The organism is Kiloniellales bacterium, assembly GCA_030066685.1.
Taxonomy (GTDB): Bacteria; Pseudomonadota; Alphaproteobacteria; order Kiloniellales; family JAKSBE01; genus JAKSBE01.
The window spans coordinates 12,678-37,176 of the sequence record JASJBF010000027.1; the positions used below are offsets into that span (position 1 = coordinate 12,678).

20 protein-coding genes are annotated in these 24,499 nt (G+C 66.9%); 13 read left to right on the forward strand and 7 right to left on the reverse strand.

All coding sequences use genetic code 11. The features are described from left to right. Entirely contained in the window at positions 1-1,281 is a 1,281-nt protein-coding gene (locus QNJ30_15520; protein MDJ0944877.1) for a peptidoglycan-binding domain-containing protein, read from the reverse strand. A gap of 475 nt (positions 1,282-1,756) precedes the next feature. On the opposite strand from QNJ30_15520, the gene typA reads away from it, so the two are divergent. From typA to QNJ30_15585, 13 genes are all read left to right on the forward strand, one after another. Continuing rightward, positions 1,757-3,580, forward strand: coding sequence for a translational GTPase TypA (typA, locus tag QNJ30_15525; protein MDJ0944878.1), 1,824 nt, complete (start codon positions 1,757-1,759; stop codon positions 3,578-3,580). Positions 3,581-3,588: 8 nt separating this feature from the next. Continuing rightward, positions 3,589-4,695, forward strand: a complete 1,107-nt coding sequence (locus QNJ30_15530) for a VCBS repeat-containing protein (GenBank protein MDJ0944879.1) — start codon at positions 3,589-3,591, stop codon at positions 4,693-4,695. Between the two features lie 216 nt (positions 4,696-4,911). Next, positions 4,912-5,355, forward strand: a complete 444-nt coding sequence (locus tag QNJ30_15535; GenBank protein ID MDJ0944880.1) for a MarR family transcriptional regulator — start codon at positions 4,912-4,914, stop codon at positions 5,353-5,355. 70 nt (positions 5,356-5,425) lie between these two features. After that, the gene (locus tag QNJ30_15540) at positions 5,426-5,713 is read left to right on the forward strand and encodes a hypothetical protein (GenBank protein ID MDJ0944881.1); all 288 of its coding nucleotides are present in this window, start codon (positions 5,426-5,428) and stop codon (positions 5,711-5,713) included. Between the two features lie 76 nt (positions 5,714-5,789). Further along, the gene (locus QNJ30_15545; GenBank protein MDJ0944882.1) at positions 5,790-6,401 is read left to right on the forward strand and encodes a DNA-3-methyladenine glycosylase I; all 612 of its coding nucleotides are present in this window, start codon (positions 5,790-5,792) and stop codon (positions 6,399-6,401) included. 87 nt (positions 6,402-6,488) lie between these two features. Next, entirely contained in the window at positions 6,489-6,872 is a 384-nt protein-coding gene (locus QNJ30_15550; protein ID MDJ0944883.1) for a RidA family protein, read from the forward strand. 95 nt (positions 6,873-6,967) lie between these two features. Then, on the forward strand, positions 6,968-7,954 hold the full coding sequence (locus QNJ30_15555) for an alcohol dehydrogenase catalytic domain-containing protein (protein MDJ0944884.1): 987 nt from the start codon (positions 6,968-6,970) through the stop codon (positions 7,952-7,954). Between the two features lie 147 nt (positions 7,955-8,101). After that, complete coding sequence (locus QNJ30_15560) at positions 8,102-9,220, forward strand: TRAP transporter substrate-binding protein (protein MDJ0944885.1); 1,119 nt, start codon at positions 8,102-8,104, stop codon at positions 9,218-9,220. 216 nt (positions 9,221-9,436) lie between these two features. Next, a complete protein-coding gene (locus QNJ30_15565; GenBank protein MDJ0944886.1) occupies positions 9,437-10,039 on the forward strand; it encodes a TRAP transporter small permease subunit in 603 nt (200 codons plus the stop codon). A 10-nt stretch (positions 10,040-10,049) separates the two neighbouring features. Beyond that, positions 10,050-11,372 (forward strand): TRAP transporter large permease subunit, encoded by a 1,323-nt coding sequence (locus tag QNJ30_15570; GenBank protein ID MDJ0944887.1) that lies wholly within the window; start codon positions 10,050-10,052, stop codon positions 11,370-11,372. A 295-nt stretch (positions 11,373-11,667) separates the two neighbouring features. Continuing rightward, positions 11,668-12,369 carry a GAP family protein gene (locus QNJ30_15575; GenBank protein ID MDJ0944888.1) on the forward strand — a complete coding sequence of 234 codons (702 nt, stop codon included), beginning with the start codon at positions 11,668-11,670 and terminating at the stop codon, positions 12,367-12,369. Positions 12,370-12,885: 516 nt separating this feature from the next. Continuing rightward, positions 12,886-14,829, forward strand: a complete 1,944-nt coding sequence (locus QNJ30_15580) for an adenylate/guanylate cyclase domain-containing protein (protein MDJ0944889.1) — start codon at positions 12,886-12,888, stop codon at positions 14,827-14,829. A 209-nt stretch (positions 14,830-15,038) separates the two neighbouring features. Beyond that, positions 15,039-16,217, forward strand: a complete 1,179-nt coding sequence (locus QNJ30_15585; protein ID MDJ0944890.1) for an alcohol dehydrogenase catalytic domain-containing protein — start codon at positions 15,039-15,041, stop codon at positions 16,215-16,217. A gap of 638 nt (positions 16,218-16,855) precedes the next feature. Here the strand turns inward: QNJ30_15585 and QNJ30_15590 are convergent. From QNJ30_15590 to QNJ30_15615, 6 genes are all read right to left on the reverse strand, one after another. Continuing rightward, positions 16,856-18,274, reverse strand: coding sequence for an ATP-binding cassette domain-containing protein (locus tag QNJ30_15590; GenBank protein MDJ0944891.1), 1,419 nt, complete (start codon positions 18,272-18,274; stop codon positions 16,856-16,858). After that, positions 18,271-18,840 (reverse strand): ABC transporter permease subunit, encoded by a 570-nt coding sequence (locus QNJ30_15595; GenBank protein MDJ0944892.1) that lies wholly within the window; start codon positions 18,838-18,840, stop codon positions 18,271-18,273. The genes QNJ30_15590 and QNJ30_15595 overlap by 4 nt, the downstream gene beginning before the upstream one ends. A 293-nt stretch (positions 18,841-19,133) precedes the next feature. Continuing rightward, positions 19,134-20,102, reverse strand: coding sequence for an ABC transporter permease (locus QNJ30_15600; GenBank protein ID MDJ0944893.1), 969 nt, complete (start codon positions 20,100-20,102; stop codon positions 19,134-19,136). Next, on the reverse strand, positions 20,090-21,613 hold the full coding sequence (locus QNJ30_15605; GenBank protein ID MDJ0944894.1) for an ABC transporter substrate-binding protein: 1,524 nt from the start codon (positions 21,611-21,613) through the stop codon (positions 20,090-20,092). The genes QNJ30_15600 and QNJ30_15605 overlap by 13 nt, the downstream gene beginning before the upstream one ends. A gap of 393 nt (positions 21,614-22,006) precedes the next feature. Beyond that, entirely contained in the window at positions 22,007-23,602 is a 1,596-nt protein-coding gene (locus QNJ30_15610; GenBank protein ID MDJ0944895.1) for an MFS transporter, read from the reverse strand. Next, the gene (locus tag QNJ30_15615) at positions 23,599-24,420 is read right to left on the reverse strand and encodes an efflux RND transporter periplasmic adaptor subunit (protein ID MDJ0944896.1); all 822 of its coding nucleotides are present in this window, start codon (positions 24,418-24,420) and stop codon (positions 23,599-23,601) included. Before QNJ30_15615 ends, QNJ30_15610 begins: the two co-directional genes overlap by 4 nt. Positions 24,421-24,499 lie beyond the last annotated feature (79 nt).

The window sequence follows — 24,499 nt, forward strand, 5'->3', positions numbered from 1 at the left end:
CTACTGCAGGCGCTGCAGGACCCGGCGGGCCTCCTCGTTGCTCGCCGATCGTTGCTGGAGCCACTTGATCAGCTTCTCCAGCCGAGGCACGGCGCTGGCGTCGCCGGCATCGATCGCCCGCCGGTACCAGGCCACCGCGCTCTCGGGGTTCGGCGTCATGCCGACCACCCCGGCCTCCTGGTAGTAGACCGGGTCGAAGGTCAGAGCCATGCCGGCGGCGGCGGCGGCGTCGCCTTGGTTGAAGGCCTGCTCGTAGAGCAGCCGCGCGGAGGAGAAGTCGCCCATCTGCAGGAACTCCTGCGCCCGGGCGGTCAGGGGATTGCTGCTCCTCGGAAGCGGCGCAGTCACGGCGCCGGCGGCGCCGAGGCCGCCCGTGACCCCGGCCGGCTGGCCTTGCAGGGCGGGCGTCGTCGCGGCGTCGAGCGGCAGACTGACGCTGGACGAGACCTGGCCGGCGGGCTGGCTCGCCGCCGGGGCCGCCGCGAGCCGGTCCAGCAGGTCGCTGGTGATCTGCCCGGTCGGCTCCAGGCCGGCGGAGATCTGGTAAGCCCGAATCGCGTCAGTGGTCTCGGGGCCGATCTGGCCCGAGACGCCGCCGGGGCGGAAGCCCGCTTCGCGCAGGCGCCGCTGGACCATGGCGATGATCTCCGGGCTGGCGCCGGTGGCGACCGGCTGCGCCGGCCGGAGCGGCTGGGCCGGCGCCGCGGCGACGCCGGCGGGGGCCGCCGTCTGCGGCAGCACGCTGCAGGGATCGCCGTAGCCCGCGTCCTCGATCTGGCCGCAAAGGTCGTCGGCCGTCACCGGGCTGAACAGCGGGCCCGCGACCACGTAGTAGACCGGCGCGCCGCCCTGGGCCTGCTGCGCCCGCAGCGACACCTTGAGGCTGCCCAGGAGGTTGGCGTAGGTGGCCTCCAGGCGCGCCTGCATCTGATCGGCCTGCTGGATGGTGAGCGCCGGAGAGAGCTGGATCATGTAGTGGCTGACCGTCGCGGCCGCGGGTCCGGTCCCGAGGCTGCCGCCCTGGGCCGTGCCCGGCGGGGCCGTGCCTTGCGGATCGGTCAGGGCGCTGCTTGGCTCCTCCGAACCCTTGAAGAGCAGCAGGTAGCCAGCCTGGTAGGTCAGGAAGACCACGCCGACGAGGAGTCCCAGGATCACGGCGGATTCGATCACGACCCGCCAGACGAAGCGTTTGACCGTCGGGTCGGTCTCCGACTGAACGGGCCGGTCCCGGTAGCCCGCGAAATCGAAGTCCTGGCGACGGCGATCCGAAGGATGCGGCATGGGATAGGTGCTTTGGCGCCGAGAAAAGCCTCGTTTAAGTCGAGACATCAAGAGGGCACCTCCTCTCAGAAGAAGGCGCTAAGTGGGGCCATCCTCTTTGTTTTTCCCTCTCCAGCGGCACGTGTAGCCACCGAGGCCGTAGACTACGGCCTGCAGATGACCCAAGAATAACGCGGATTGCAGCGGCCGATGGCGTGACATCTTTGAGCCTTTCATGTGCCATAAAACCGTAGCGTGTAAAGTAATGGCATAGATTGCGCCCGATTCGTTGTCTTGGAAAGGTTAATAAAACCTTACATTGACGGCACGCTCGCGGCCTGCTTCAAAGGCGCCGGCCCGGATGGGGACGCCGCGCGGTCGCGCCGCGGCGACTCGGCGATTTACAACCGCGAGGGCGCCGAGCGGGGCTTGGCCCCGGCCGGGCCTTCGGCGCCGCCCCCTGGAACTCGGCAAGCAGAGACCAAGAGGATCCCAAGTGCAGATCCGCAACATCGCCATCATCGCGCACGTCGACCACGGCAAGACCACCCTGGTCGACGCCCTGCTGCGTCAGAGCGGCACCTTCCGGGCGAACCAGCAGGTCGCCGAGCGGGTGATGGACAGCAACGAGCTGGAGCGCGAGCGCGGCATCACGATCCTCGCCAAGTGCGCCTCGGTGGCGTGGCAGGGCGTGCGGATCAACATCGTCGACACCCCCGGCCACGCCGACTTCGGCGGCGAGGTCGAGCGCATCCTCGACATGGTCGACGGTGTCCTGCTGCTGGTCGACGCCGCCGAGGGCCCGATGCCGCAGACCAAGTTCGTCACCGCCAAGGCCCTGCGCCTGGGGCTCAAGCCCATCGTCGTGGTCAACAAGGTCGACAAGCCCGACGCCCGCCCCGACTTCGTCCACGAGGAGGTCTTCGACCTCTTCGTCGCCCTGGGCGCCACCGAGGCGCAGCTCGACTTCCCGATTCTCTTCGCCTCGGCCAAGCAGGGCTGGGCGCGCCTCGACTCGGCCGAAGCCGGAACCGATATGGCGCCGCTCTTCGATACTGTGGTCGCCAAGGTCCCGGCCCCCGCCGTGCCCGAGGACGGGCCCTTCCGCCTGCTGGCCACGACCCTGGAGAGCGATCCCTACCTGGGCCGGGTCCTGACCGGCCGGATCTTCTCCGGCAGCGTCCGCCCGAACATGACCGCCAAGGCCCTCTCCCCCGACGGCAAGACGGTCGAGCAGGCCCGCATCACCAAGGTCCTCGGCTTCCGCGGTCTCGGCCGCCAGGGGATCGAGGAAGCCGAGGCCGGCGACATCGTCGCCCTGGCCGGCTTCGGCACCGCGACCGTCGCCGACACCCTCTGCGATCTCGCCGTGGAGGAGGGCCTGCCGGCGCAGCCGATCGACCCGCCGACCCTGGCCATGATCTTCTCGATCAACGACTCGCCGCTGGCCGGCCGCTCCGGCAGCAAGGTCACCTCGCGGATGATCCGCGACCGGCTCTTCGCCGAGGCCGAGGGCAACGTCGCGATCCGGGTGTCCGAGACCGAGTCCAAGGACGCCTTCGAGGTCGCCGGGCGCGGCGAGCTGCAGCTCGGCGTCCTGATCGAGACCATGCGCCGCGAGGGCTTCGAGCTCTCGATCAGCCGCCCGCGCGTGCTGACCAAGGCCGACCCCGAGACCGGCCAGACCCTCGAGCCCTTCGAGGATGTGGTGGTCGACGTCGACGAGGCCTACGCCGGCGCGGTGGTCGAGGCGCTCGGCAGGCGCCGCGGCCGCATGGAGGATATGCGGCCTTCGGGCGGCGGCAAGCAGCGCCTGACCTTCGTCGCGCCCTCGCGCGGCCTGATCGGCTACCACGGCGAGTTCATGACCGAGACCCGGGGCACCGGGGTCCTGCACCGGCTGTTCCGCGAGTACGGCCCCTACGCCGGCAAGATCCCCGGCCGGCGCAACGGCGTCCTGATCTCCAACGCCAAGGGCAAGAGCGTGGCCTACGCGCTCGCCAACCTGGAGGAGCGCGCGGCCTTCTTCATCGGCTCCGGGGTCGAGGTCTACGAGGGCATGATCATCGCCGAGAACAGCCGCGACAACGACCTCGAGGTCAACCCGCTCAAGGCCAAGCAGCTGACCAACTTCCGCGCCGCCGGCAGCGACGAGGCGATCCGCCTGACCCCGCCGCGCAAGCTGTCGCTCGAGCAGGCCATCGCCTACATCGCCGACGACGAGCTGGTCGAGGTCACGCCCGAGACCATCCGCCTGCGCAAGCGCGAGCTCGACCCCCACGCACGCAAGCGCCAGGCGCGCCGCGCCGAAAGCGCGTGAGGCCGGCGGTGCGGCGGGCGCTTGCGATCCTCCTGGTCACGCTCGGCGCGGGCCTGTGCCAGGTTGCCGGAGCAACGGACCCGCAAGAGGTGGTGCCCGGCACCTGCGTTTCGAAGCTCAGATCCGGTCCGGAGTTCGGCAGCGGCATCGCGACGGGCGGCGTTGTGCGGGTGGCCGACGTCCTGCTCTGCGACGGCGCGGTGGCGACCTTGTCTGCCTTCGACGGCGCGATCGGACTGAAGGAGACCCCCGGTGACTACCGGATCGTGGAGTCGCGGATCCGGCTCGGTTCGGGCGCAACTCCGCAGAGCGAGGACGAAGGCGTCGGAAGCGAAGTCGCCTGCGCCGCCGACATGCTCTACGACGCCGAGCCCAGCGTCATCGAAAACACGTCCTTCGCCCTGCTGATCGGACCGACGGAGGACTACCGGCACGCCATCCTCGGCGATCCCATCGAGGCCTCCGGCTTCTGCGCGCTCGACCTCTGGTCCGGCGAGACCGCGACCCTGGACCTGTCGGCCGGCTCGGTCTTCGAGGACCTGCGGGTGCGCCTGGTCGATCTCACCGGCGACGGCCGGGCGGAGTTCGTGGTGATCCGCAGCTACCTTGACCGCGGCGCCGCGCTCGCCGTCTACCGCCTGGTCGAGGGCCGCATCGAGCACCTCGCCGAGACCCCGCCCATCGGGATCGCCAACCGCTGGCTCAACCCGGCCGGCGCGGCCGACTTCGACGGCGACGGCCGGGTCGAGATCGCCTACGTCGAGACCCCGCACATCGGCGGGACCCTCCGGGTCTGGGAGCTGGTCGAGGGCGAACTGCGCCAGGAGCAGGCGGTTGCCGGCTTCTCCAACCACGCCATCGGCAGCCGCGAGCTCGACCTCTCGGCCGTCCTCGACTGGAACGCCGACGGCGTCCCCGACCTCGCCGTCCCGGCCAACGGCCGCCGGTCCCTGCGCATCGTCAGCTTCGCCGGCGGCACCTTCGCCGAGCTCGACACGGTGCCTCATGACGCCGAGATCGCAACCGCCATCCTCGCCACCGACCTCGACGCCGACGGCCGCCCCGAGCTCCTCTACGGCCTCGAAGACGGCCGCCTCATGCTGGCCCGGCCTTAGCCGGATCCCCTCACCCGCTCGCGGCCTTGGCCGCTCCCACCCTCTCCCGTGGGGGGAGGGTTGTGGAGGCTTGGCGAGGCGACCAGCCGAGCCCTAGCCGGAGCTGGGTGAGGGGTCGCACCTTCCGACGCGACGCCACGCCGGATTGAAGCAGTGGAACCCGGAGCGGAGCCCTGCAGCTTGACGCAAGATCCATCACAACTGTATCATTCATATATGAACCAGAGGCGCAGCCAGAACCGCGGCCGCGGCGAGAAGGACCGCCAGCTGATGTTCTCCCTGGTCAACGCCGGGCGCGCCGTCGAGCGGCGCCTGGGGGAGGCCTTGGCGCGAGTCGGACTTTCGCTCGCCAAGTTCGGCGCCCTGACCCATCTCATCGAGGCCGGCGAGCCGCTCAGCCTGAGCGACTGCGCCAGGAAGATGACCTGCGTGCGCTCCAACATCACCCAGCTCATGGACCGGCTCGAGGCGGACGGTCTGGTCCGGCGGGTCGAGGATCCGCAGGACCGCCGCGCGGTCCGGGCCGAGGTGACGCAGCGCGGTCTGCAGCGCCAGGCGGCCGGCGCGAAGGAGGTCGCGAAGGTGCAGGCCGAGCTGGCGAGGACCCTGAAGGGCATGGACCAGCGCGCGCTGCAGCGCGCGCTCTCGGCCGTCGAATAGCAGATACTTTTTCGGCCAAATAATACAGGCATGAAAAATTCAACCATAAAATACCAGGAGGACCCATCGGATGTTCATCGTGCTTCTCAAGTTTTCGGAGAACCGGGAAAAGGCCAGCCAGTTCATGGACGGCCACGTGGACTGGGTGAAGCGCGGCTTCGAGGACGGCGTGTTCCTCTTGACCGGCAGCCTGCAGACCGGTCTGGGCGGCGGGATCCTGGCCCACGGCACCTCGCGTGCGGAACTGCAGAGCCGGGTCGAGGCCGATCCCTTCGTGGCCGAGAAGGTGGTGGAAGCCGAGATCCTGGAGCTCGCCCCCTCCAACGCCGAAGCGCGTCTGGAGTTCCTGCTCCCTTGAGCGGTTTCTCCACCGGCTTGCCCGGAAGGAATTCGCAAGGCCGCGCGGGAGGCGATCGCTCGGGGAGCAAAGGCCCATGAGCGCAACGATCACGGGCCCCGACGGGAAACGGCGCTGCCGCTGGTCCGCGGCCGCACCGGCGTTCCTGGACTACCACGACAGGGAATGGGGCTTTCCGGTCGGCGACGACCGCCGCCTCTTCGAGAAGCTCAGCCTCGAGGGCTTCCAGTCCGGGCTGAGCTGGCGCACCATCCTTGCCAAGCGCGAGAACTTCCGCGGCGCCTTCCACGGCTTCGACTTCGACCGCATCGCGCGTTTCACACAGGACGACCTCGACCGCCTGCTCGCGGACGAGGGTATCGTCCGCCACCGCGGCAAGATCGAGGCGGTCATCAACAACGCGCGGCGCGCCCGGGAGCTCGTCGCGCGGGAAGGCTCCCTGGCGGCCTTCCTCTGGCGCTACGAACCGGACCCGAAGCGGCTCGCCGCGCCGCAGACGGTCTCGACCTCGCCGGAATCGACCGCCCTCTCGAAGGACCTGAAGAAGCTGGGCTGGAAGTTCGTCGGCCCGACGACCGCCTACGCCTTCATGCAGGCCATGGGGCTGATCAACGACCACGTCGAAGGCTGCGCGATCCGGGCCGAGGTCGGGCGCGCGCGCGAGGGCTTCAAGCGACCGGGGCGCTGAGACGGCGGCGCCGGTTCTTGCCCGATCCCGCGCCTCTTGTAGGGTCCTGACACTAGAGGAACATCCCAAGCCAAGGAGGGGAATCACATGGCCATGCGATCCATCAACTCGGAGGCCGCGCCGGAGTCGGTCGGCGGCTATTCCCAGGCGGTCGAGACCAGGGGCACGACCCGGCGGCTCTACATCAGCGGCCAAATCCCTCTGGCGCGCGACGGGACCCTGCCGTCGAGCTTCGAGGACCAGGCGCGCCAGGTCTGGGCCAACATCGAAGCCCAGCTCGCGGCCGCCGAGATGACCCTCGACCACCTCGTCAAGGCGACCATCTTCCTGTCGGACCGCGCCCACATCGCGGAGAACCGCCAGGTCCGCCGGGAGGTCCTGGGCGACCGCGCCCCGGCCTTGACCGTCATCATCGCCGGCATCTTCGACGAGGCCTGGCTGCTGGAAATCGAGGCCATTGCCGAAGCTTGAGGTCTCTTCATGGCACAGGCGCGGGGCCCGGATTCCCTGGGGGCCGAAACTGGTCTAGGCTCGTTCCCAGGGGAAGTAAGGGGGAGCGCTCGGCCATGAAAGCCCTGGTCTACACCGGCACCGAGGCGACCGAGATCCGCGACCAGCCGGAGCCCGAGCCCGGGCCCGGCGAGGCCCTGGTCGCGGTCGAGGCGGTCGGCATCTGCGGCTCGGACCTGCACGCCTGGCACGGCCACGACCCGCGCCGGGTGCCGCCGATGATCCTCGGCCACGAGGCCGCCGGCCGGGTGCTGGAGGGCAAGACGCCGGGGCAACGGGTGGTGCTCAATCCGGTGATCGCCTGCGGCCGCTGCCGCTACTGCACCGGCGGGCGGAGCAACCTCTGCCCGGAGCGCGAGCTGATCGGCATGCAGCACCCCGGCGCCTTCGCCGAGCGGGTCGCGATCCCGGAGCGCAACCTGATCCCCGTGCCCGAGGGCATGGCCGCGGAGCACGCGGCGCTGACCGAGCCCTGCGCCACCGCCTGGCACGCCGTCGAACTCGGGCTGGCCGCGCTCTGGCAGCCCCTGGCCGAAAGCCGGGCCCTGGTCATCGGCGGCGGCTCGGTCGGCCTGCTCGCCGGCCTGATCCTGCGCCACCACGGCTGCGCCGAACTGCGCCTCGCCGAGACCAACCCCCTGCGCCGGGGGACCGCCGAGGCCGCCGGGCTGGAGACCCTCGATCCCGCGGCCGCGCCGGCCGAGGCCGGCGGCTACGACCTGGTGGTCGACGCGGTCGGCAGCACGCGGACCCGCGCCGCCGCCCTCGAGGCCGTGGCCGCCGGCGGCGTGGTCTCCCACCTCGGCCTGCAGGACTGGGCCGGCGACTTCGACGCCCGCCGGGTCACCCTGTCGGAGATCGCCTTCCTCGGCGTCTACACCTATACCGAAACCGATCTCCGCGCCTCGCTCGACGCCCTGCACCGCGGCGTCCTCGGCGAGCTCGCCTGGGCCGAGCCGCGGCCCCTCGAGGCGGGCGTCCAGGCCTTCCACGACCTCGACCGGGGTCGGACCGCCGCCGCCAAGATCGTCCTGCGGCCCTGACCCGGGACATCCCTGAGACGGCTTTTCCTTGTCGATGGCCGCCGCCCGTGTGAAGCTTTTCCGAAGGGACGGCGCAAGACCGCCCGGAATAAAGCCCCAAACGTGCGACAGGGCTCGGGGGCCAACATAAGCCATGGGAGGCAAAAAATGCGGAGAGTGAAGAGCTTGCTGGGCGCCCTCTGGGCGCTGCCGGTCGCCTTCGGCCTGGCGGCGGCCGGCAGTCTGCCGGCCTCGGCCGAGGTCAAGATCCGGGTCCAGTCGGTGATCCCGGCCAAGGCCGACGAGGTCACCATGCTGAAGCAGTTCGGCGAGAACGTCAGCGCTTTGACCAACGGTGAGGTCGTGATCGAGGTGCTGCCGGCCGGCGCCGTGGTCGGCGTCAAGGAGACCCTGGAGGCCGTCGACAAGGGCCTGGTCGAGGGCGGCTTCGCCTGGACCCACTACTGGTCCGGCTATCACCCGGCCGCCATGCTCTTCGGCTCGCCGGTCGCCGGCGCCGGGGTCGGCATCGACAACATCGCCTTCGTGTCCTGGTTCATGTACGGCGGCGGCAAGGAGCTCTACGACGAGCTCTGGGGCGAGATGGGCATGAACGTCAAGGGCTTCATGCTGCAGCCGGTCGGCCCCGAGGCGCTCGGCTGGTTCAAGGAGCCCATCGCCTCCATGGAGGACTTCCGCCAGTACCGCTTCCGCACCCCGCCAGGGATCCCGGGCCAGACCTACAAGGACATCGGCATTGCCGCGGTCGCCATGGGCGGCGGCGATATCCTGCCGGCACTGGAGAAGGGCGTGATCGACGCCGCCGAGTGGTGCTGCCCCAAGCCTGACAGCGTCTTCGGCTTCCAGAAGGTGCTCAAGCACTACTACCTGCAGGGCCTGCACCAGGTCGTGGTCAACGCCGACATCTACATCAACGGCGACGTCTACAACAAGCTGACCCCGCACCAGCAAAAGGCGATCGAGGTCGCGGCCAACGCCTCCCTGATCCAGTCCCTGGCCTACCGCATCTACGAGAACGGCAAGGCGCTCAAGGACCTGACCGAGAACCACGGCGTCCAGCTCCACGACACCCCGGCCGACTACTTCACCGAGTACATGAACGCGGCCAAGGCGACCCTGGAGAAGAACGCCGCCGAGAACGCCTTCTTCAAGAAGGTCTGGGATTCCCAGAAGGCCTTCGCCGAAGTCGCGGTGCCCTTCTGGGCCGGCGCCCAGACCTCCAACGCCAACCTCGGCAACGCCTTCGCCAAGCAACTGAAGAAGTAGGGTCGTCGAAGGGTATTCGATCGTCGCGGGACTTCCCCTCACCCGCTCGCTCCGCTCGCCGCCCTCTCCCCCGGGGAGAGGGCTGCGGTGCGGCTCTCATTCCCTCTCCCCGGGGGAGAGGGAGGGGCCCGCAGCGCAAGAGCGCTGTGGGAGGGTGAGGGGCCGACCCTCCGCGACGGCGACCGGAATCTCCGAAGACCACGCAGGGGAAGCACCATGTCCGGCGCCGACGACACGGTTGACGAACTGATCGCCGAGCGCAGGTCCGGGGCGCCCGGCCGGCTGCCGCCGGACATGCCGCCCTGGATGGCACGGACCATCACCTGGATCGACGTCTTCTCGCTCTGGGTCGGGCGTGGGGTCTGCCTGCTCGTGATTCCGCTGATCTGCGCCATGGTCTACGAGATCTTCATGCGCAAGTTCTTCGTCGCGCCGACCATGTGGGCCTACGACGTCAGCCGCATGCTCTACGGCGCCAGCTTCATGCTCGGCGCCGGCTACGCCCTGTCCAAGGGGGTGCACATCCGCGCCGACTTCCTCTACCGCGGCTGGACCAGCCAGACCCAGGGCCGGATCGACGCCGCGCTCTACCTCTTCCTCTACTTCCCCGGTCTGCTGGTCTTCCTCTGGACCTCGACCGACTTCGCCCAGCTCGCCTGGATGCGCGGCGAGCGCGGCATGGACACCGCCTGGATGCCCCACGTCGGGCCGATCAAGACCGCACTGCCGATCGGTATCGCCCTGCTGCTGATCCAGGGCGTCTCCGAGTTCCTGAAGAGCTGGTACGCTGCGACCCGCGGCCGCTGGCCCGACCGCTGAGGCCTGAAGGATGAGTTACGAGGAACTCCTCGGCCTGGTCCTGATCGGCTGCATGCTCTTCGCGATCTTCGTCGGCTATCCGATCTCCTTCACCCTGATCTTCCTGGGCATGGTCTTCGGCTATCTCGGCTTCGGCGATCTGGTCTTCTACCTCATGACCTTCCAGTTCTACTCGGTGATGATGGAGCAGACCCTGGCCGCGGTGCCCCTCTTCGTCCTGATGGGCATCCTGATGGAACGGGCCGGGCTGATGGAACGGCTCTTCGAGGCGGTCCAGCTCATGCTGTCCCGGGTCCGCGGCGCCCTCTACATCGCGGTGCTCTTCGTCTCGACCATCTTCGCCGCGGCGACCGGGATCGTCGGCGCCTCGGTCACCATCCTCGGGATCATGGCCGCGCGGACCATGAACCGCTCCAACTACGACGTGCAGCTCGCCTCGGGCACCATCACCGCCGGCGGCACCCTGGGCATCCTGATCCCGCCCAGCATCATGCTGGTGGTTATGGGCCCGGTGCTCGAGGTGCCGGTGACCGACCTCTTCGCCGCCGCCATCATCCCCGGGATCATGCTGGCCTTACTCTACACCGGCTACGCCCTGCTGCGCTGCGCGATCAATCCCGCGCTCGGGCCGCCCCTGCCGGAGGACCAGCGCGCCGAGTCCATGGCCCACGTCGTCCGCGAGTTCGTCATCGGGCTGGTGCCGCCGGCGGCCCTGGTCTTCGCCGCCCTGGGCAGCATCCTCTTCGGCCTCGCGACCCCGACCGAGGGCGCGGCCTGCGGCGCCTTCGGCGCCTTCTTGCTGACCCTGGCCTACCGCAAGCTGACGCCGCGCATGCTGATGGACGCGATGATCAAGACCCTGGAGATCTCGGTCCTGATCCTCTTCCTGGTCGCGGCCTCCAACTTCTTCGGCGCGGTCTTCTCGCGCCTCGGCACCCCGACCATGCTGACCGAGGTCCTGCTCGGCCTCGACCTGCCGCCGACCGCGATCCTCCTCATGGTCATGGCCCTGATCTTCCTCCTGGGCTGGCCGCTCGAATGGGTGCCCATCGTCCTGATCATCGTGCCGATCCTCCTGCCCCTGATCGAGAAGCTCGGCTTCAACCTCACCTGGTTCGGGATCCTGGTCGCCGTCAACCTGCAGACCGCCTGGCTCTCGCCGCCGGTCGCGCTCTCGGCCTACTTCCTCAAGGGCGTGGTCCCGCAATGGGACCTCAAGGACATCTACAAGGGCATGATGCAGTTCATGGTCATCCAGCTCTTCGGCCTCGCCCTGATCATCCTCTTCCCCCAAATCGCCCTTTGGCTCCCGGCCGTGATCTACGGGGAGTGAGGGACGGCCGCCGGAGCGTGCGGGCGCAAGTGGAACCGCCGCTGGCGTCCCAGTCCGCGCGCCTCAAATGGCCGACACCGGCCAAGGGGCGCCATTCCTTCGAGCCGTTCGCGACGTCGGCTTTCTGATCCGAAAGCCGACGCGCGAGGATCATCACGCCGACGGTGAAGCGTGACCCAGGGCGGAAGTTTCTGTCTCCGGCTGATACCCATTCACTGCCGTTGAGCGGAAACGCTAACGTTTGCATAAATTGATCTGTACCCTTTGACGGAGCGCTGAATTCAGGGAGACGGCGATGGCTGAACTAGTTCTGGTGCTAACGCCGATTGCTTTGCTGGACAGCACCTCGATCATTCCTCTTTGCATTGTAGTCTTGGTAATTCTGCTTGGCGGTCCGAGCCCTCTGTTTCGAAGCACAGCCCTACTGGCTGGCATTCTCGTGACCTACCTGGTCTGCGGATTGTTGGTCCTGTTCGGCCTGCAGAGCGTGTTCGATACGATCAACGCCTACGCCCTAAAGGTCTGGCAAGACCCCAATACCGAAGAGCTGATATTTCAGATCTTGATCGGCTTCGTACTTGTCGTCCTTGGCCTTCGCATTGCCCGAGCCCGCAAACAACAGACCGAGAAAGAGGCTCCCACTGCGGTGACGGCTAGACAGGCCTTTCTCGCCGGCGCCGGAATGACCATTGTTGGATTACCGGGTGCTGTGCCCTATCTCGCAGCCATCGACCTCATCCTCAGAAGTGATCAGACGACCAGGCAGGAAGTCATGGTACTCGTCGTCTACAACATTGTTTTCGTTGCGCCTCTCGCTGCAATCGTGGCCTTGAGTCTAGTGCTCGGTGAGCGCGGCCAGCGCCTTCTACACAATATCAGGGGCTTTTTTGACCGATGGGGCCAGAGGCTCATCGTTAGCCTGTTGCTCGTGCTTGGAGCTCTGCTCATTATGGATGGTGTCGGTTGGTTCCTTGGTACACCGCTGATCCCGGTTTGAAACTCATCGGCATCCCTCCACCCTCTTTGGTCTGCCTTTGGCTACTTTCGCCCTATTCGATGGCCGACGTCGGATGACCGGTCTGAAATCCGAAAGCCGACGTCTCGATCGTCGATCGAGAAGGGTCGGCTTGGGTCGATCACAGCCGCTCCGTCTCACCGGCAAGTATCTTGTTGGATCGCCGGCTATGGACATAGGCTTGGCGCTCTGCGCGTGCCGAAGGTCGCTTTGGTTTTGAGGCGGGGAGAATTGAGACCGTCTCCTCGGCCTCGCCCTGATCATCCTCTTTCCCCAGATCGCCCTCTGGCTCCCGGCCGTGATCTACGGTCCCTGATGTCAAGGAGCGCTGAGTGGACGGGCGAAAATGACCCCTTGCTGAGCTTCGCGCACGACTGCAGGGGAAGCCAGCTCTCTGATGTGCTGGCCAGACAGGGCGGGCTTTGAGCCCTACTACCGGCTTCCGGCATATAGCAGTATCATTCACCCTCAAGAGGCCGCTCTTTCTCGGGATGGGAGATGGGATTGGAGCGGAGGCTAGCAGCAATCCTCGCTGCCGATGTGGTCGGCTACAGCCGCCTTATGGAAAGCGATGAGGCGGGCACCCACTCTGCGCTCAACGCTCACCGAGAAGAACTGATCGACCCCAAGGTCGCTGAGCATCATGGGCGTATTGTCAAGTTGACGGGAGACGGCGCGCTCGTCGAGTTCGCAAGCGCGGTTGATGCGGTGGAGTGCGCGGCCGCCGTTCAGCGCGGTATGGAAGAGCGCACCGCCCAAGAGCCAGAAGATCGGCGCATCAAGTTTCGGATCGGCATCAACATTGGCGACATCATCGTCGAGGAGAGTGACATCTATGGCGATGGCGTCAATGTTGCCGCCCGTCTGGAGAGCGTGGCCGATCCCGGTGGTATCTGCATTGCCCGCAACGTCTTCAACCAGGTGAAGAACAAGGTAGACCTTGGATTCGAGGACCTGGGCGAGCACCGGGTCAAGAATATTGCGGAGCCGGTCCCGGTTTATCGTGTCCACCTCGATGCCGGTGCGGTGCCGAAGCTGAGCGAGGCGAGGAGACGACTCTGGCGGCGCGAAGCCTTGGTCGCTGCCGCAATCGTGGCTTTCCTGATTGCCGGACTTGCCGCCTGGAATTTCATTCTGAGGCCGTCAGATGGGCCGAGGGAGGTCGCCTTCGTTGAGGCCGCGGTCCTCGCTCTGCCGAGCGGTCCTTCGATTGCGGTGCTGCCATTCGCCAATCTGAGTGGCTCTCTGGAGCAAGAGTACTTCTCTGACGGCATCACCGAGGAGATCATCACTGCCCTCACGCGATACCGAGAGCTCCACGTGCGCGCCCGGAGCGCGACGACCCAATACAAAGGCCAAGCCATCGACCCCAGGCAAATAGGGCAGGACTTGGATGTCGCCTACGTCCTCAAGGGAAGCATTCGTCGTGCCTCGGACACGATTCGCGTCACGGCGCAGCTTATCGACACCACCTCGGCCGCGCTTGTTTGGGCGGAGTCCTATGAAGCCGATTTGACCCCTGCCAACGTCTTCAACGTGCAAGCCGAAATCACAGAAAAAGTCGTCAATGCGATTGCCTCGTCTTATGGCGGTGCCATCGCAAAAAGCCGCCTCGCCCATGCCCGCGGCAAGCCGCCGCAAAGCCTATCGGCCTATGAGTGCGTGCTGACGGCAAGGCAATGGATCCGATCGCCCTCCGAATCCAATGCCCGCAGAGCCTACGATTGCCTAAAGCCCACGGTCGAGCTTGATCCCAACTATGCGCATGCCTGGGCGTTACTCGCCTACGTCTACGCAGTGGAGTACGCCTTCGAGTTTGGACTCGCACAAGCCGAGGGAGGAGATCCTCGAGCGCTAGCCCTGGAGGCGGCGCGACGAGCGGTCGAGCTCGACCCCGGCAGCGCAGAAGCCAGTTGGGCCCTCACGCGGGCTTATCTCGTCAACGGTGATCTTGAGAAGTTTTACGATGAGGCAGAGCGGACGCTCTTGCTCAGCCCGAACGACATCACCATCGGCGTGATCGGTAGTTGGATCGGCTATACCGGCAAGTGGGAAAAGGGCAAAGCGCTGGTTCGCAAGGCCATCGCGCTCTATCCCAAAACCTATCCCAAATACATCTGGTACGTTTTCGCCAAGGATCACTACCGAAAGGGGGAGTACGAAGCAGCGTTGGACTATTTCCATCGTGCATTCATCCCTGGCTTCTGGTTGGCCCAGTTGCAATACGCCTACACTTACGGCTGGCTTGACGATGAGGCAAAAGCGTCTGCGGCCGTCGCCAAGCTGCTTGAGCTCAGACCCGGCTATGCAATCGAAAACGCCGTGCACTTCTATCGCGCTTTCGGGTTCCAGCCGTCCTATATCGACCGCATGGTCGAAGGCCTGCGTAGGGCTGGACTGCCCGAGCGCTCGGCCTCCGCAGAATTGCCCTCCCCCGAGTAGCAGCAGCATGCCTCGGGCTCCCAGGGCAGAGCCATGTCGCCTTTTGGCCAGTTTCGCCCTAACCGTTGATCGCTGTCGGAAGACCGGTCTGGGATCCGAAAGCCGACGTTCGGATCACGGATCAAGAAGGATCGAGTTGGTTCGACGGCTGACCTTGGCCAGTAGGCGCCCTCCCGGCCGATCTCCTCGAGGTCGTGATCTTGCAGTGGGTGCTCCAGGGCAAGCTGCAGTTTGGGCTTGCTGACGGCGGCTCAGATCGGCCGGAAGCGGCCGTCCGCCTGCGCCGCACGCACCGTGCGATTTCTAATCGAAAGACCAGTCGCTCGGCCGCTGCCCCTCTTTCCACCGGCCATGACCTTGGACTGTCGAGGTTTGGGAGTGTCGGTCTTTGCCTCCAGCGGCTATCCTCGGAGATCAGATTACAAGCTGGACAGAGGGGACGGATCCTGAAAGCCCTGTTACTCGAAGGCGAGCGCCGGTTGTCATTGCTGGACATTGATGCGCCCGTCGCGGGACCGGGTCAGGTCTTCGTTGATGTGGAAGTTGCCAGCATCGGGGGCAGCGAATACCTCGGCTACAAAAATCCTGGAATACGGAGACTGCCGAACATCATGGGCCACGGGATTGCCGGGGTGACGGCTGAAGGCCGGCGTGTGGCAGTGAATCCGTTGCAAAGCTGCGGAACCTGCGATGACTGTCTGCGCGGTCGCTACCAGTTGTGCAGTTCGTGGGAACTGATAGGTGTGCAGTCCAACGGCGGTTTCGCGCAAAAGGTCGTCGTTCCAGCGACAGCACTGGTTGATCTGCCCGACGATCTGAGTTGGGAACAAGCAGCCTTCGTCGAGCCCTTCGCTAACTCGGTGAACGCCTGGGAACTTTCCGGTGCGGATACCGGTGATACGGTGGCGATTGTCGGTGCGGGAGGACTCGGTTTGGGGCTGGTTGCCTGTGCGGCAGAGGCCGATTGCGAAGAAATTGCTGTGGCCGATCTCTCAAGCGGCCGACTCCGTGCTGCGACGGAGCTGGGAGCAAACAGCGTTTCGGCAGATCTTACCGGAAGGTATGACGTCGTGTTTGATACCGTCGGTTCGGCCGAGGCCAGACAGAAGGCGATCGCGTTGACCCGCAAATCCGGGACATGCGTCCTTTTGGGCTTCGCCACTCCCATGCTGGAAATAGATGCGGGGGATTTCATCCGAAGCCAGAAGCGGATTGTCGGCGCCTTCGTCTACTCAGTTCAGCACTTCATGAACGCCATCCAACTCGTCAGGCGATGTCGTAGGGAGTGGGTGACGAACCTGACGTTCTTGGAAGTTGAACCCCTGTTGCTGAAATACCTCGATGGTGATTTTTCGACTGTGAAAGCGGCCCTTCGGCCAAATCGGTAGAGTCGTGTCTCGGCATCCGCCAATGACATTCTGCGAGCGTCACCAAAAGGGCCGTCGAAACGTCGTCGGGCACCCGACTGCCTAGCCGATCGTTGCGGCAGGACGAAGGGATAGCAGTCCGAAATCCGATCTTGCCGGCGGTAAGCTGGAACGGCCGCCCCAGGTCGACGGTTGATCTTGGCCACCGGCTACCCTTTTGACAGATCGCCTCGAGGTCGTGACTCCGCGACAGGAGTTCCAAGGACATCTACAAGGGCGGACTGCAGCTTGTAGTCATCCAGCTCCTCGGCCTGGCCCTGATCATCCTCTTCCCCCGGATCGCCCTCTGGATCCCGGACGTGATCTACGGGGAGTGAGGGGCGCCGGAGCGGGTGGGCGCAAATGGAACCGCCGCAGGCGCCCCAGTCCGCGCGCCTCAAATGGCCGGTGCCGGCCAAGAGCCGCCGTTCCTTCGAGCCGTCCGCGACGTCGGCTTTCTGATTCGAAAGCCGACGCGCGAGGATCATCACGCCGACAGCGAAGAATGACCCCTTCCAGGCATCCGGTCACAAGCATCGCACGACTGAAGCCAGAAAGAGTCGATTGATGAACTTGCAGTGGCCCGCGCTCATGCGGGTTGTCCGTTGCCGATGCAGAGGTCACGATTTGGGTCCGTTCTTGTCTGCCTCTGCGCCCAATTTCATGTGCCTGTGCGCCCAGCGATCCGCGATCTCGGAATGATGCGTCACCAGGAATACGGCGATGTTTCTCTCATCGGCGAGGCTTGCGATCACATCCATGGTCTCGCGCTGCGTGATCGGATCGAGGCGTGAGGTTGGCTCATCTGCCAGCAGGACCTTGGGAGAAATGCAAAGCGCACGGATCAAGGCGACCCGCTGCAACTCGCCACCCGAAACAGCGTTCGGGCGCCGCGCGAGCAGCGCTGGGGATACCTTCAGTCGTTCCAGCAGATCGGTGATCACCGACCATTCGATGTCATGGCGTTGCGCCACGTCGCCGACGCTGCGCCCGAGGCTGAGTCGCTGCGGGAAGGCGGCGGGCGGGTCCTGATAGAGCTTTTGCACGCCTGTCGGCCCTACCGAAGCTGCGCGCTCCACGCGCCCCGAAGACGCTGGGCGCAGACCGGAAAGCGTATCGAGGAGGGACGTCTTGCCGACGCCGCTCGGCCCGGAGATGGCAACCCGCTGCCCGGCGCGCAAGTCAAGGTCGAAGCCCTCAAACAGGGTGCGGCCGCCACGGGCCACGGCCACGGCGTCGGCGCGGAGGAGGGTCGCTCCCGCTTGGGCGGCCGACGGCTTTGGCCAGCGGGCCGGATCGGCAGCGAGAAGGGCCTGGGTATAGGGCGCCTGTGGCGTCTCGAGCACGCGCGCAGCTGGCCCCTCCTCGACCAGAGTCCCGTGGCGGAGAACCATCACGCGTCCGCCCAAACGACGGGCCAGCGCAACCTCATGGGTGATCACGACCAGAGTTCCGCCCGCTTCGGCCACGCCGAGCAACATGTCGGCCACCAGATCCCGACGGGCCAAATCCAAGCCTTTGGTCGGCTCGTCCGCAATCAGGATTGGAGCGCCACCGGCCCGTGTGGCAGCGAAGGCGACCCGCTGGGCCATGCCCCCGGAGAGCGCGCCTGGCAGCCGATCCTGAGCCCCGCGCAGGCCAAGCGCGTCGAAATCCTCCTGCGCCGCGCGCCGCGCAGCTGTTGGCGCAAACGCCTCGACGTAGCGGTAGGTCTCGGCCACCTGCGGCATAGCCGTCATGAGCGGGTCGAGGGCGCGCCATGGCTCTTGCGGCAACATGGCGATGCGCCGTCCCCACAATGCGGCGCGGGCGCGCGGGTGAAGCCCATCGATCCGCGCCGCGTCGAGCCAGATGCTCCCCGTCGCGGACAGGCCGGTCGGCAGAGCGCCCAGGATTGCCTGCGCAAGAAGGCTCTTGCCCGCCCCCGTCTCACCCATGATGACCAGCACTTCGCCGGCGCCACTGCAGAAGCCGAGAGGACCGACGAGGCGGGTCGATCCGACGGCGACTGTCAGGTTTTCGGCCGCCAACCTCGTCATCGGACCGCGCCTCGCTCGCGCCGGCTGAATCCAACGGATAGATGCAGCGCCAGCACCGTCAGGACGAGACACAGCACCGGCTGCAGAATCAGCCAGGGCGTCTCACGCCAATAGGGCAGCAGCTCGGTCATCATCACGCCCCACTCCGCGGTCGGCGGGCGGATGCCAACGCTGACGAAGCCGAGCGCGGCAACCGCCGTTACCGCTGTGGCGGTCCCAAAGGCGGCGAGGGTCAAAAGGCCCGGGCCAATTTCGGGAACCAGGTGCCGGCGCACGATGTAGATCGGGCCGAAGCCCAGCAGTAGCGAGGCTTCGACCGCCGGTTCGGCCAACAGGATCCGAGCGCGCTGGCGCGTGTAGCGAAAGTACTCGACCCAGAGAGTCAGCGAGATCCCGACGTAGAGGGCCCACCAAGAGCCGGGCGAAATGGCCGCCAACATCAACACCAACAGCAATCCGGGCAGGGCCAAGACCGCGTCGGCAAAGGCGCCGAGCCCTCGGTCCAGCCAACCTCCCGTCCAAGCCGAGAGCACGCCCAGCGCGCTGCCCGGGACCGCTGCGGTCAAGACCGAAAGTCCCGCAAGCATCAGCGACAACTGAGCGCCCGAGAGAAGTCGCGCGGCCATATCCCGGCCAAGGTGGTCAGTGCCGAGCAGATGCGCCGCACTTGGCGCCTGGAGTGTGGCGCGTAGCGACTGCGCCGCGGGATCGATCCCAACCAAGTCGGGCCCCGCGACCGCGCAGACGCCGAGGAAACCGAGCAACCCGAAGCCGATGGCGCGCGCCGCGCCGACCCTCGGCCAAGCGAGGACCAGACCGTCGCGCGCCCGTGGCTCTTGTGCGGCGGACTCTCGGGCCGTCACGGCGCGACCCGAGTTCGCGGATCGAGCCAGCGGCAGGCTAGGTCGATCCCGAGATTGAGGATCACGTAGAGGAGACCCAGCGACAGCGCGGTGCCTTGGACCATGGCAATATCGCGATCGAAGATCGCGTGGACCAGCGCGTGCCCGATCCCCGGCCAGGCGAAGACCGCCTCGACAATCACCACGCCCTCGATCAGATAGGCGAGCTGCACGCCAACGTAGGCAACGACCGGAACCGCTACGTTGCGCGCCACGTGGCGCAGCATCGTGACCGCGGCCGAGAGCCCCTTCGTCCGGGCGAAAAGCTGCCACTCCGCCGCCAAAGCGTCGACCACGGCATCACGCAACACCCGGTTCGACACCGCCGCAAGCCCAAGACCCAGGGTCAGCGAGGGCAGCACCAGATGCTCGGGCCCACGATAGCCCGCAACCGGAAGGAGCTTGACCTGCACCGCAAGGACCAGAATCAGCACGATGCCGAGCGCAAAGGCCGGCATCGCGCGCAGCAGGACGGAAAGGCCAAGGGAGGCGCGATCGACCAGCCCGCCGGGCTTGAGACCGGCCGCGACCCCGACCGGCACGGCGATCAAGATGGAGACCACAACCGATCCACCCGCCAATATCAGCGAGTGCCCGAGCTGATGGGCAATCTCCTCGACGACCGGATCGCCCGTGACCAGCGATCGTCCCAGGTCGAGGGTCGCCAGGTGACCGAGCCAATCGAGCAGTTGCCAAAACCACGGCCGCTCCAGCGCAAGCTCACTGCGCACCGCCTCGGCCGACGCCGCGTCCATCAGGTCATAGCCATAGCGTGCGGCCGCGATGCGGAAGGCCGCATCACCGGGCAGCGCTTGCATCATGGCAAAGCTGACGCCCCCGACGATGATCGCGACAAGCAAGGCTTGCAGCCCGCGGGCTGCCAGAGCTGTGGCGAGGTTACTGCCGGGCCGGTCTAGTCCGCCCATGTCATGCCGCTCAGCCCATAGCTTCGCTCAAGCGGATCGACCACGACACCGCGGAGCCCTTTCGCGATGGCCACAGTGTGCTGATACCAGACGATCGGGATGACCGGCAGATCGCTCTGTAGGGCCTCGCGCACCTCGGCGATCTTGGGCCGCCGAGCGGCATCTTTATCGGTAGCGGCGATCACCTCCAAGGCGCTCGCAACCGTTGGCTCCTGCCAATTCATTGCGCCCCAGTCACCACCGCCCGTACCGAAGTCCGCGAGCACGGTCCCGATAGGGTCCGGCGTTAGGCCATAGTTCCGAGCATAGAGCGCCACATGCAGGGAGCCGTCCTGATGACCGGCCGGGATCTCGGAATAGTTGCTCACGCTGACCTCCAGCTCGACGCCGATGGCCCGCCATTGATCTTGCAGCGCCGCTGCAATCAGGGGCAGCTCGGGGCGATCCGGGAAGGTGCGCAGAACCAGCGCGAACCTCTGGCCGTCACGGGTCAGGATGCCGTCGTCGCCCTTCTCCCAGCCAAGGTCCGCCAGCAGTCGCTCGGCCTCGGCAGGGTCGTTGACGAGCGGCGGCAATGCCGGGTCGTGCCAATCTCCCAGTGCCGGCGGGAAGAGCTGCGTTGCACCTGCCTCGGGGAACCGGGTGATCCCCGCCGCTATGCCGTCGCGGTCGATGGCGAGACTCAGGGCCCGTCGCGCCTCGGGCGCGGCAAGGAACGGGTGGCCGGCGTTGACCTTCAGCGTCACCACGCGCGGAATCGGTATGACAACCGTCTCGATATCCTTGACCGAGCCCAGGCGCGCGTAGCCGGAGGGATCGAGCGTGAACACCAGGTCGGCATCGCCGCTTTCCGCCAACAGCGCCCTGGTTTCCGCGCGGCCGGCGGCCAAATAGCGCGCCGATTCGATCGCAGGCGCATCTCCCCAGTAGTCCTCAAATCGAACCACGTCCAGGCTTTGCGGGGGAGAGAGAGTCTCGACCTTGAACGGTCCGGTCCCTATGGCTGCGACCGGTGTGCCGCTGGCATCGAAGGCCGCGGGAGCCGGGATGACCGTGGTCGAATGAGTCAGGAGTGCGGGGAGCGCCGCAAAGGGTCGCGCCAGCGATATGACGACAGCCTCGTCCTTCGCGGTAATGCTCTCGACAGGTGCCTTCTTCAGAACGCCCGGCTGCGCGCTGGCTCGAACCAGCGCTGCGGCGGCAGCCTCAGCGGTGAGCGGCGTGCCGTCGTGAAACCTTACGCCGTCGCGCAACGCGAAGGTCCAGACGAGCTTGTCGTCCGAGACGTCCCAGGTGTTCGCGAGAGCGGGTCTCAGCCGCCCTTTGGAATCGGCATCTACGAGGGTCTCCATGACCTGCATCCGCTGCAAGGCAAAGCCCGAAATCGCCGGGTCGGTGCTGGTGATCTCCCAAGGCGCCGCGATGGAGACCGAGGTCTTCTCTGCAGCCTCTGATGACAGTGACGCGACCAATCCAAACGCGCAAAGTGCGATGCCAAGCAGTCTCTTCATGGACCAAGATATCCTCATCCCAGGGAGCATTCCTTCACCGACGGCGCGGTGATCACAGCATCCGTTATATTATAACATCTCAAAAATCTGAAGCTCTGCTTCGGTGGATAAGTCAGACCCAGAGGCAAGCGGCTCAGCTTCAACTATGGATTTTAGCGAAGCAGAGATCGCGCGCTTGGCGGGCATTTCGTCATGGGCCTCGATCGTTGCCCCGGGCCACAGGCCATCATCTCGGCCTCGCCCTTGTCATCCTCTTCCCCCCGGATCGCCCTCTGGCTCCCGGCGGCCAACTATAGGGAGTAAACGCGGCTGAGATGGCCGGGCTTGGCGTCACCTTTTTCGCCGCTCGACCGGTCATGGGACAAGAACGCTCGGGACAGGGCCCCTGCGAACTCAGCTGACGAAGTGGGATACGACCGGCCGGACGCCCGGCTTCTGCATCCCGGCGATGCGGTCCTGGAGCGCCCGGTCCGCCTCCGTGACGCGCCCGTGGTGACGCTGGTGATCGAGCCAGGAGGCCTCCCACCAGGTCTCCAGATGGCGCTCGGGATCGGCGGCATCCTGCACCAGGGTCCAGCGATAGCCGCCGCCGCGGCGGCGGCTGTCGGCGAGCGCCGCCATGAGGGCGCGGAAGGGCGCGCGCTCACTCTCGCCCACGCGATACTCGACCTGGATCATCACCGGCCCGTCGGGCGCCGCGCCTAGCGACAGGACCGGTTCCGGCCAATGCATGGAGGGGCTGTGGTCGAGCGCTTCGCCCTGTCCCAGCCGGGCCCGCTTGGTCAGCGGGATCAGCAGCACGGCTCCGACCGCGGCGGCGAGCAATGCCGCCGGAATGCCCCAGATCGCCGCGACCTGACCCCAGAGGAGGCTGCCCGCCGACATGGCCCCGAAGAAGACCGTCAGAAAGATCGACAGCCCACGGGCGCGGACCCAGTCCGGCAGGGCGGTCTGCGCCGAGACGTTGAGGCTCGAGAGCACGGCGATCCACGACAGCCCCGCAACCCCGGCCGCAAGCACGGCGACGACCTGATCGGGCAGCACGGCCAGGGCGACGAGGACGCCGGCGGTGCCGAGCGTCCCGGCGGCGACCGTCCGGTCCGGGCCCAGGCGGGCCTTGATCGCCGGGAGCACGAGCGCGCCGCCCACCGCGCCCGCGCCGACGGCGGCGAGCAGGGTGCCGTAGAGCGTCGGCCCGCCGGACAGCACCGACCGTGCGATCAGCGGCAGCATGGCCCAGAAGGCGCTGGCGAAGACGAAGAATGCCGCTGCGCGCAGCAAGGTCGCTTTCAGGGGCGGGGCGTTCAGGGCATAGCGCAACCCGGCGCGGATCGCGGGGCCGACGTGCTCCGCCGGCAATCCCGTCGGCGCGCTCGGGGCCTGGCGCCACCACCAGAGGGCGGCGATGATCCCGAGGAAGCTCAGCGCGTTGACCAGGAAGGGGGCGGCCAGGCCCGCGCCCACGATCAGGAAACCGGCCAGCGCCGGCCCGATGGCCCGGCTGACGTTGATGCCCATGGAGTTGAGCGAGATGGCTGGAGACAGCTCGTCGCGCGGCACCAGACGGGGCACGATGGCCTGCCAGGCCGGCGCCATGAAGGCGGCGCCGGTGCCGAAGAGAAAGGTGAAGGCGAGCAGCAGCAAGGGCGTCACCAGCTCGAGATGCACGAGACCGGCCATCAGCCCTGCCGCCACGGCCATCGCGGCGTTCACTAGGATCAGCAGCTTGCGCCGGTCGACGATGTCCGCGACGGCCCCGGCGAGAAGCGCGAAGAGGAAGATCGGCAGGGTCGTCGCCGCCTGCACGGCCGCGACGATCAGCGGCGACGGCGACAGCTCGGTCATCAGCCAGCCCGCGCCGACATCGTGCATCCAGGTGCCGATGTTCGACGCGACGGTGGCCAGCCACAGCACGGCGAAGGCGCGGTGCCGGAAGGGCGCCATCGCGGTGGGCGCCGCCCGAACCTTGGCGGCCTCGGGCGCGCTCATTGCGAGACCTCCTTCCCTTTCGCGATCTCGGAGAGGACGGTGACCGACATGCCCGGTCGCAGGACCGCGTCGGGGTTCGGGAAGGCGGCCCAAACGGTCAGCGTGCCGTCGCTCTGATCGATGCTGGTGGAGGCGAAGTCCGGCCTGGCTTCGTGCGGGTAGATCCGCCCGCCGGGCATCTGGATCCTCAGCTCGATATGCTCGAACAGCGCTTCGATGCTGTCGGCGCCGGTCCGTGCCATGGACTCCAGGCGCACCCCATAGGGGACGCGATAGGCGATGAGCGCCGGATCGATCTGGAGGATCTCGCCGAGCGCCGCGCCGGACTCGGCCTCCACGAAGGCGCCCAGGGCCGTCTTCGGACGGCCTGCGAAGCCGTCGATCGGCGCCCGGATCACCGCCCGGCGAAGATCGAGCTCCGCGCGCCGCAGGGCGACGCGCGCCGCCTCGAGCCGGGCGGCGGCATCCTTCAAGGCGGCCTCCGTCGCGTCGGCGCGCACCTCCGTCGCGACCCCCCGGGTCTCGAGGGCGCGCGTCCGTTGCGCGTCCCGCTGCGCAAGGACATGCGCGGCTTCGGCGCGCGAAACCTCCGCCTGCTCGGTCGCGACCGAAAGCTCGAGCTCCTCCGTGTCCATCAGGATCATCGGTGTTCCGGCCGTGACGTACTCGCCGCCGGAGAACAGGATCTCCGCGACGACCCCATCCAGCCGGTTCGACAGCTCGGCCGTGCGATAGGCCTCGACCCTGCCCTCGAAGGACAGCGGCTCGGCGAGGGCCGGCGCGGCGGCGCAGAGCAAGAGGAAGACCGCGATCCTCATTTCGGTGCCCAATCTGGCCCCCGGAGACCCGCCGTCGTGGCCGGCGCCGGAGAAGGGCCGCCCCGACCGCCGAGGACCG

Excerpts from the sequence above, each read along its gene's own strand:
- QNJ30_15535 (MDJ0944880.1), top strand. The coding sequence starts at position 4,912 with ATGAACCAGAGGCGCAGCCAGAACCGCGGCCGCGGCGAGAAGGACCGC.
- QNJ30_15550 (MDJ0944883.1), top strand. The coding sequence starts at position 6,489 with ATGGCCATGCGATCCATCAACTCGGAGGCCGCGCCGGAGTCGGTCGGC.
- QNJ30_15565 (MDJ0944886.1), top strand. The coding sequence starts at position 9,437 with ATGTCCGGCGCCGACGACACGGTTGACGAACTGATCGCCGAGCGCAGG.
- QNJ30_15555 (MDJ0944884.1), top strand. The coding sequence starts at position 6,968 with ATGAAAGCCCTGGTCTACACCGGCACCGAGGCGACCGAGATCCGCGAC.
- QNJ30_15570 (MDJ0944887.1), top strand. The coding sequence starts at position 10,050 with ATGAGTTACGAGGAACTCCTCGGCCTGGTCCTGATCGGCTGCATGCTC.
- QNJ30_15590 (MDJ0944891.1), bottom strand. The coding sequence starts at position 18,274 with ATGACGAGGTTGGCGGCCGAAAACCTGACAGTCGCCGTCGGATCGACC.
- QNJ30_15545 (MDJ0944882.1), top strand. The coding sequence starts at position 5,790 with ATGAGCGCAACGATCACGGGCCCCGACGGGAAACGGCGCTGCCGCTGG.
- QNJ30_15610 (MDJ0944895.1), bottom strand. The coding sequence starts at position 23,602 with ATGAGCGCGCCCGAGGCCGCCAAGGTTCGGGCGGCGCCCACCGCGATG.
- QNJ30_15615 (MDJ0944896.1), bottom strand. The coding sequence starts at position 24,420 with ATGAGGATCGCGGTCTTCCTCTTGCTCTGCGCCGCCGCGCCGGCCCTC.
- QNJ30_15575 (MDJ0944888.1), top strand. The coding sequence starts at position 11,668 with ATGGCTGAACTAGTTCTGGTGCTAACGCCGATTGCTTTGCTGGACAGC.
- QNJ30_15605 (MDJ0944894.1), bottom strand. The coding sequence starts at position 21,613 with ATGAAGAGACTGCTTGGCATCGCACTTTGCGCGTTTGGATTGGTCGCG.
- QNJ30_15580 (MDJ0944889.1), top strand. The coding sequence starts at position 12,886 with ATGGGATTGGAGCGGAGGCTAGCAGCAATCCTCGCTGCCGATGTGGTC.
- QNJ30_15540 (MDJ0944881.1), top strand. The coding sequence starts at position 5,426 with ATGTTCATCGTGCTTCTCAAGTTTTCGGAGAACCGGGAAAAGGCCAGC.
- QNJ30_15520 (MDJ0944877.1), bottom strand. The coding sequence starts at position 1,281 with ATGCCGCATCCTTCGGATCGCCGTCGCCAGGACTTCGATTTCGCGGGC.
- QNJ30_15560 (MDJ0944885.1), top strand. The coding sequence starts at position 8,102 with ATGCGGAGAGTGAAGAGCTTGCTGGGCGCCCTCTGGGCGCTGCCGGTC.
- QNJ30_15600 (MDJ0944893.1), bottom strand. The coding sequence starts at position 20,102 with ATGGGCGGACTAGACCGGCCCGGCAGTAACCTCGCCACAGCTCTGGCA.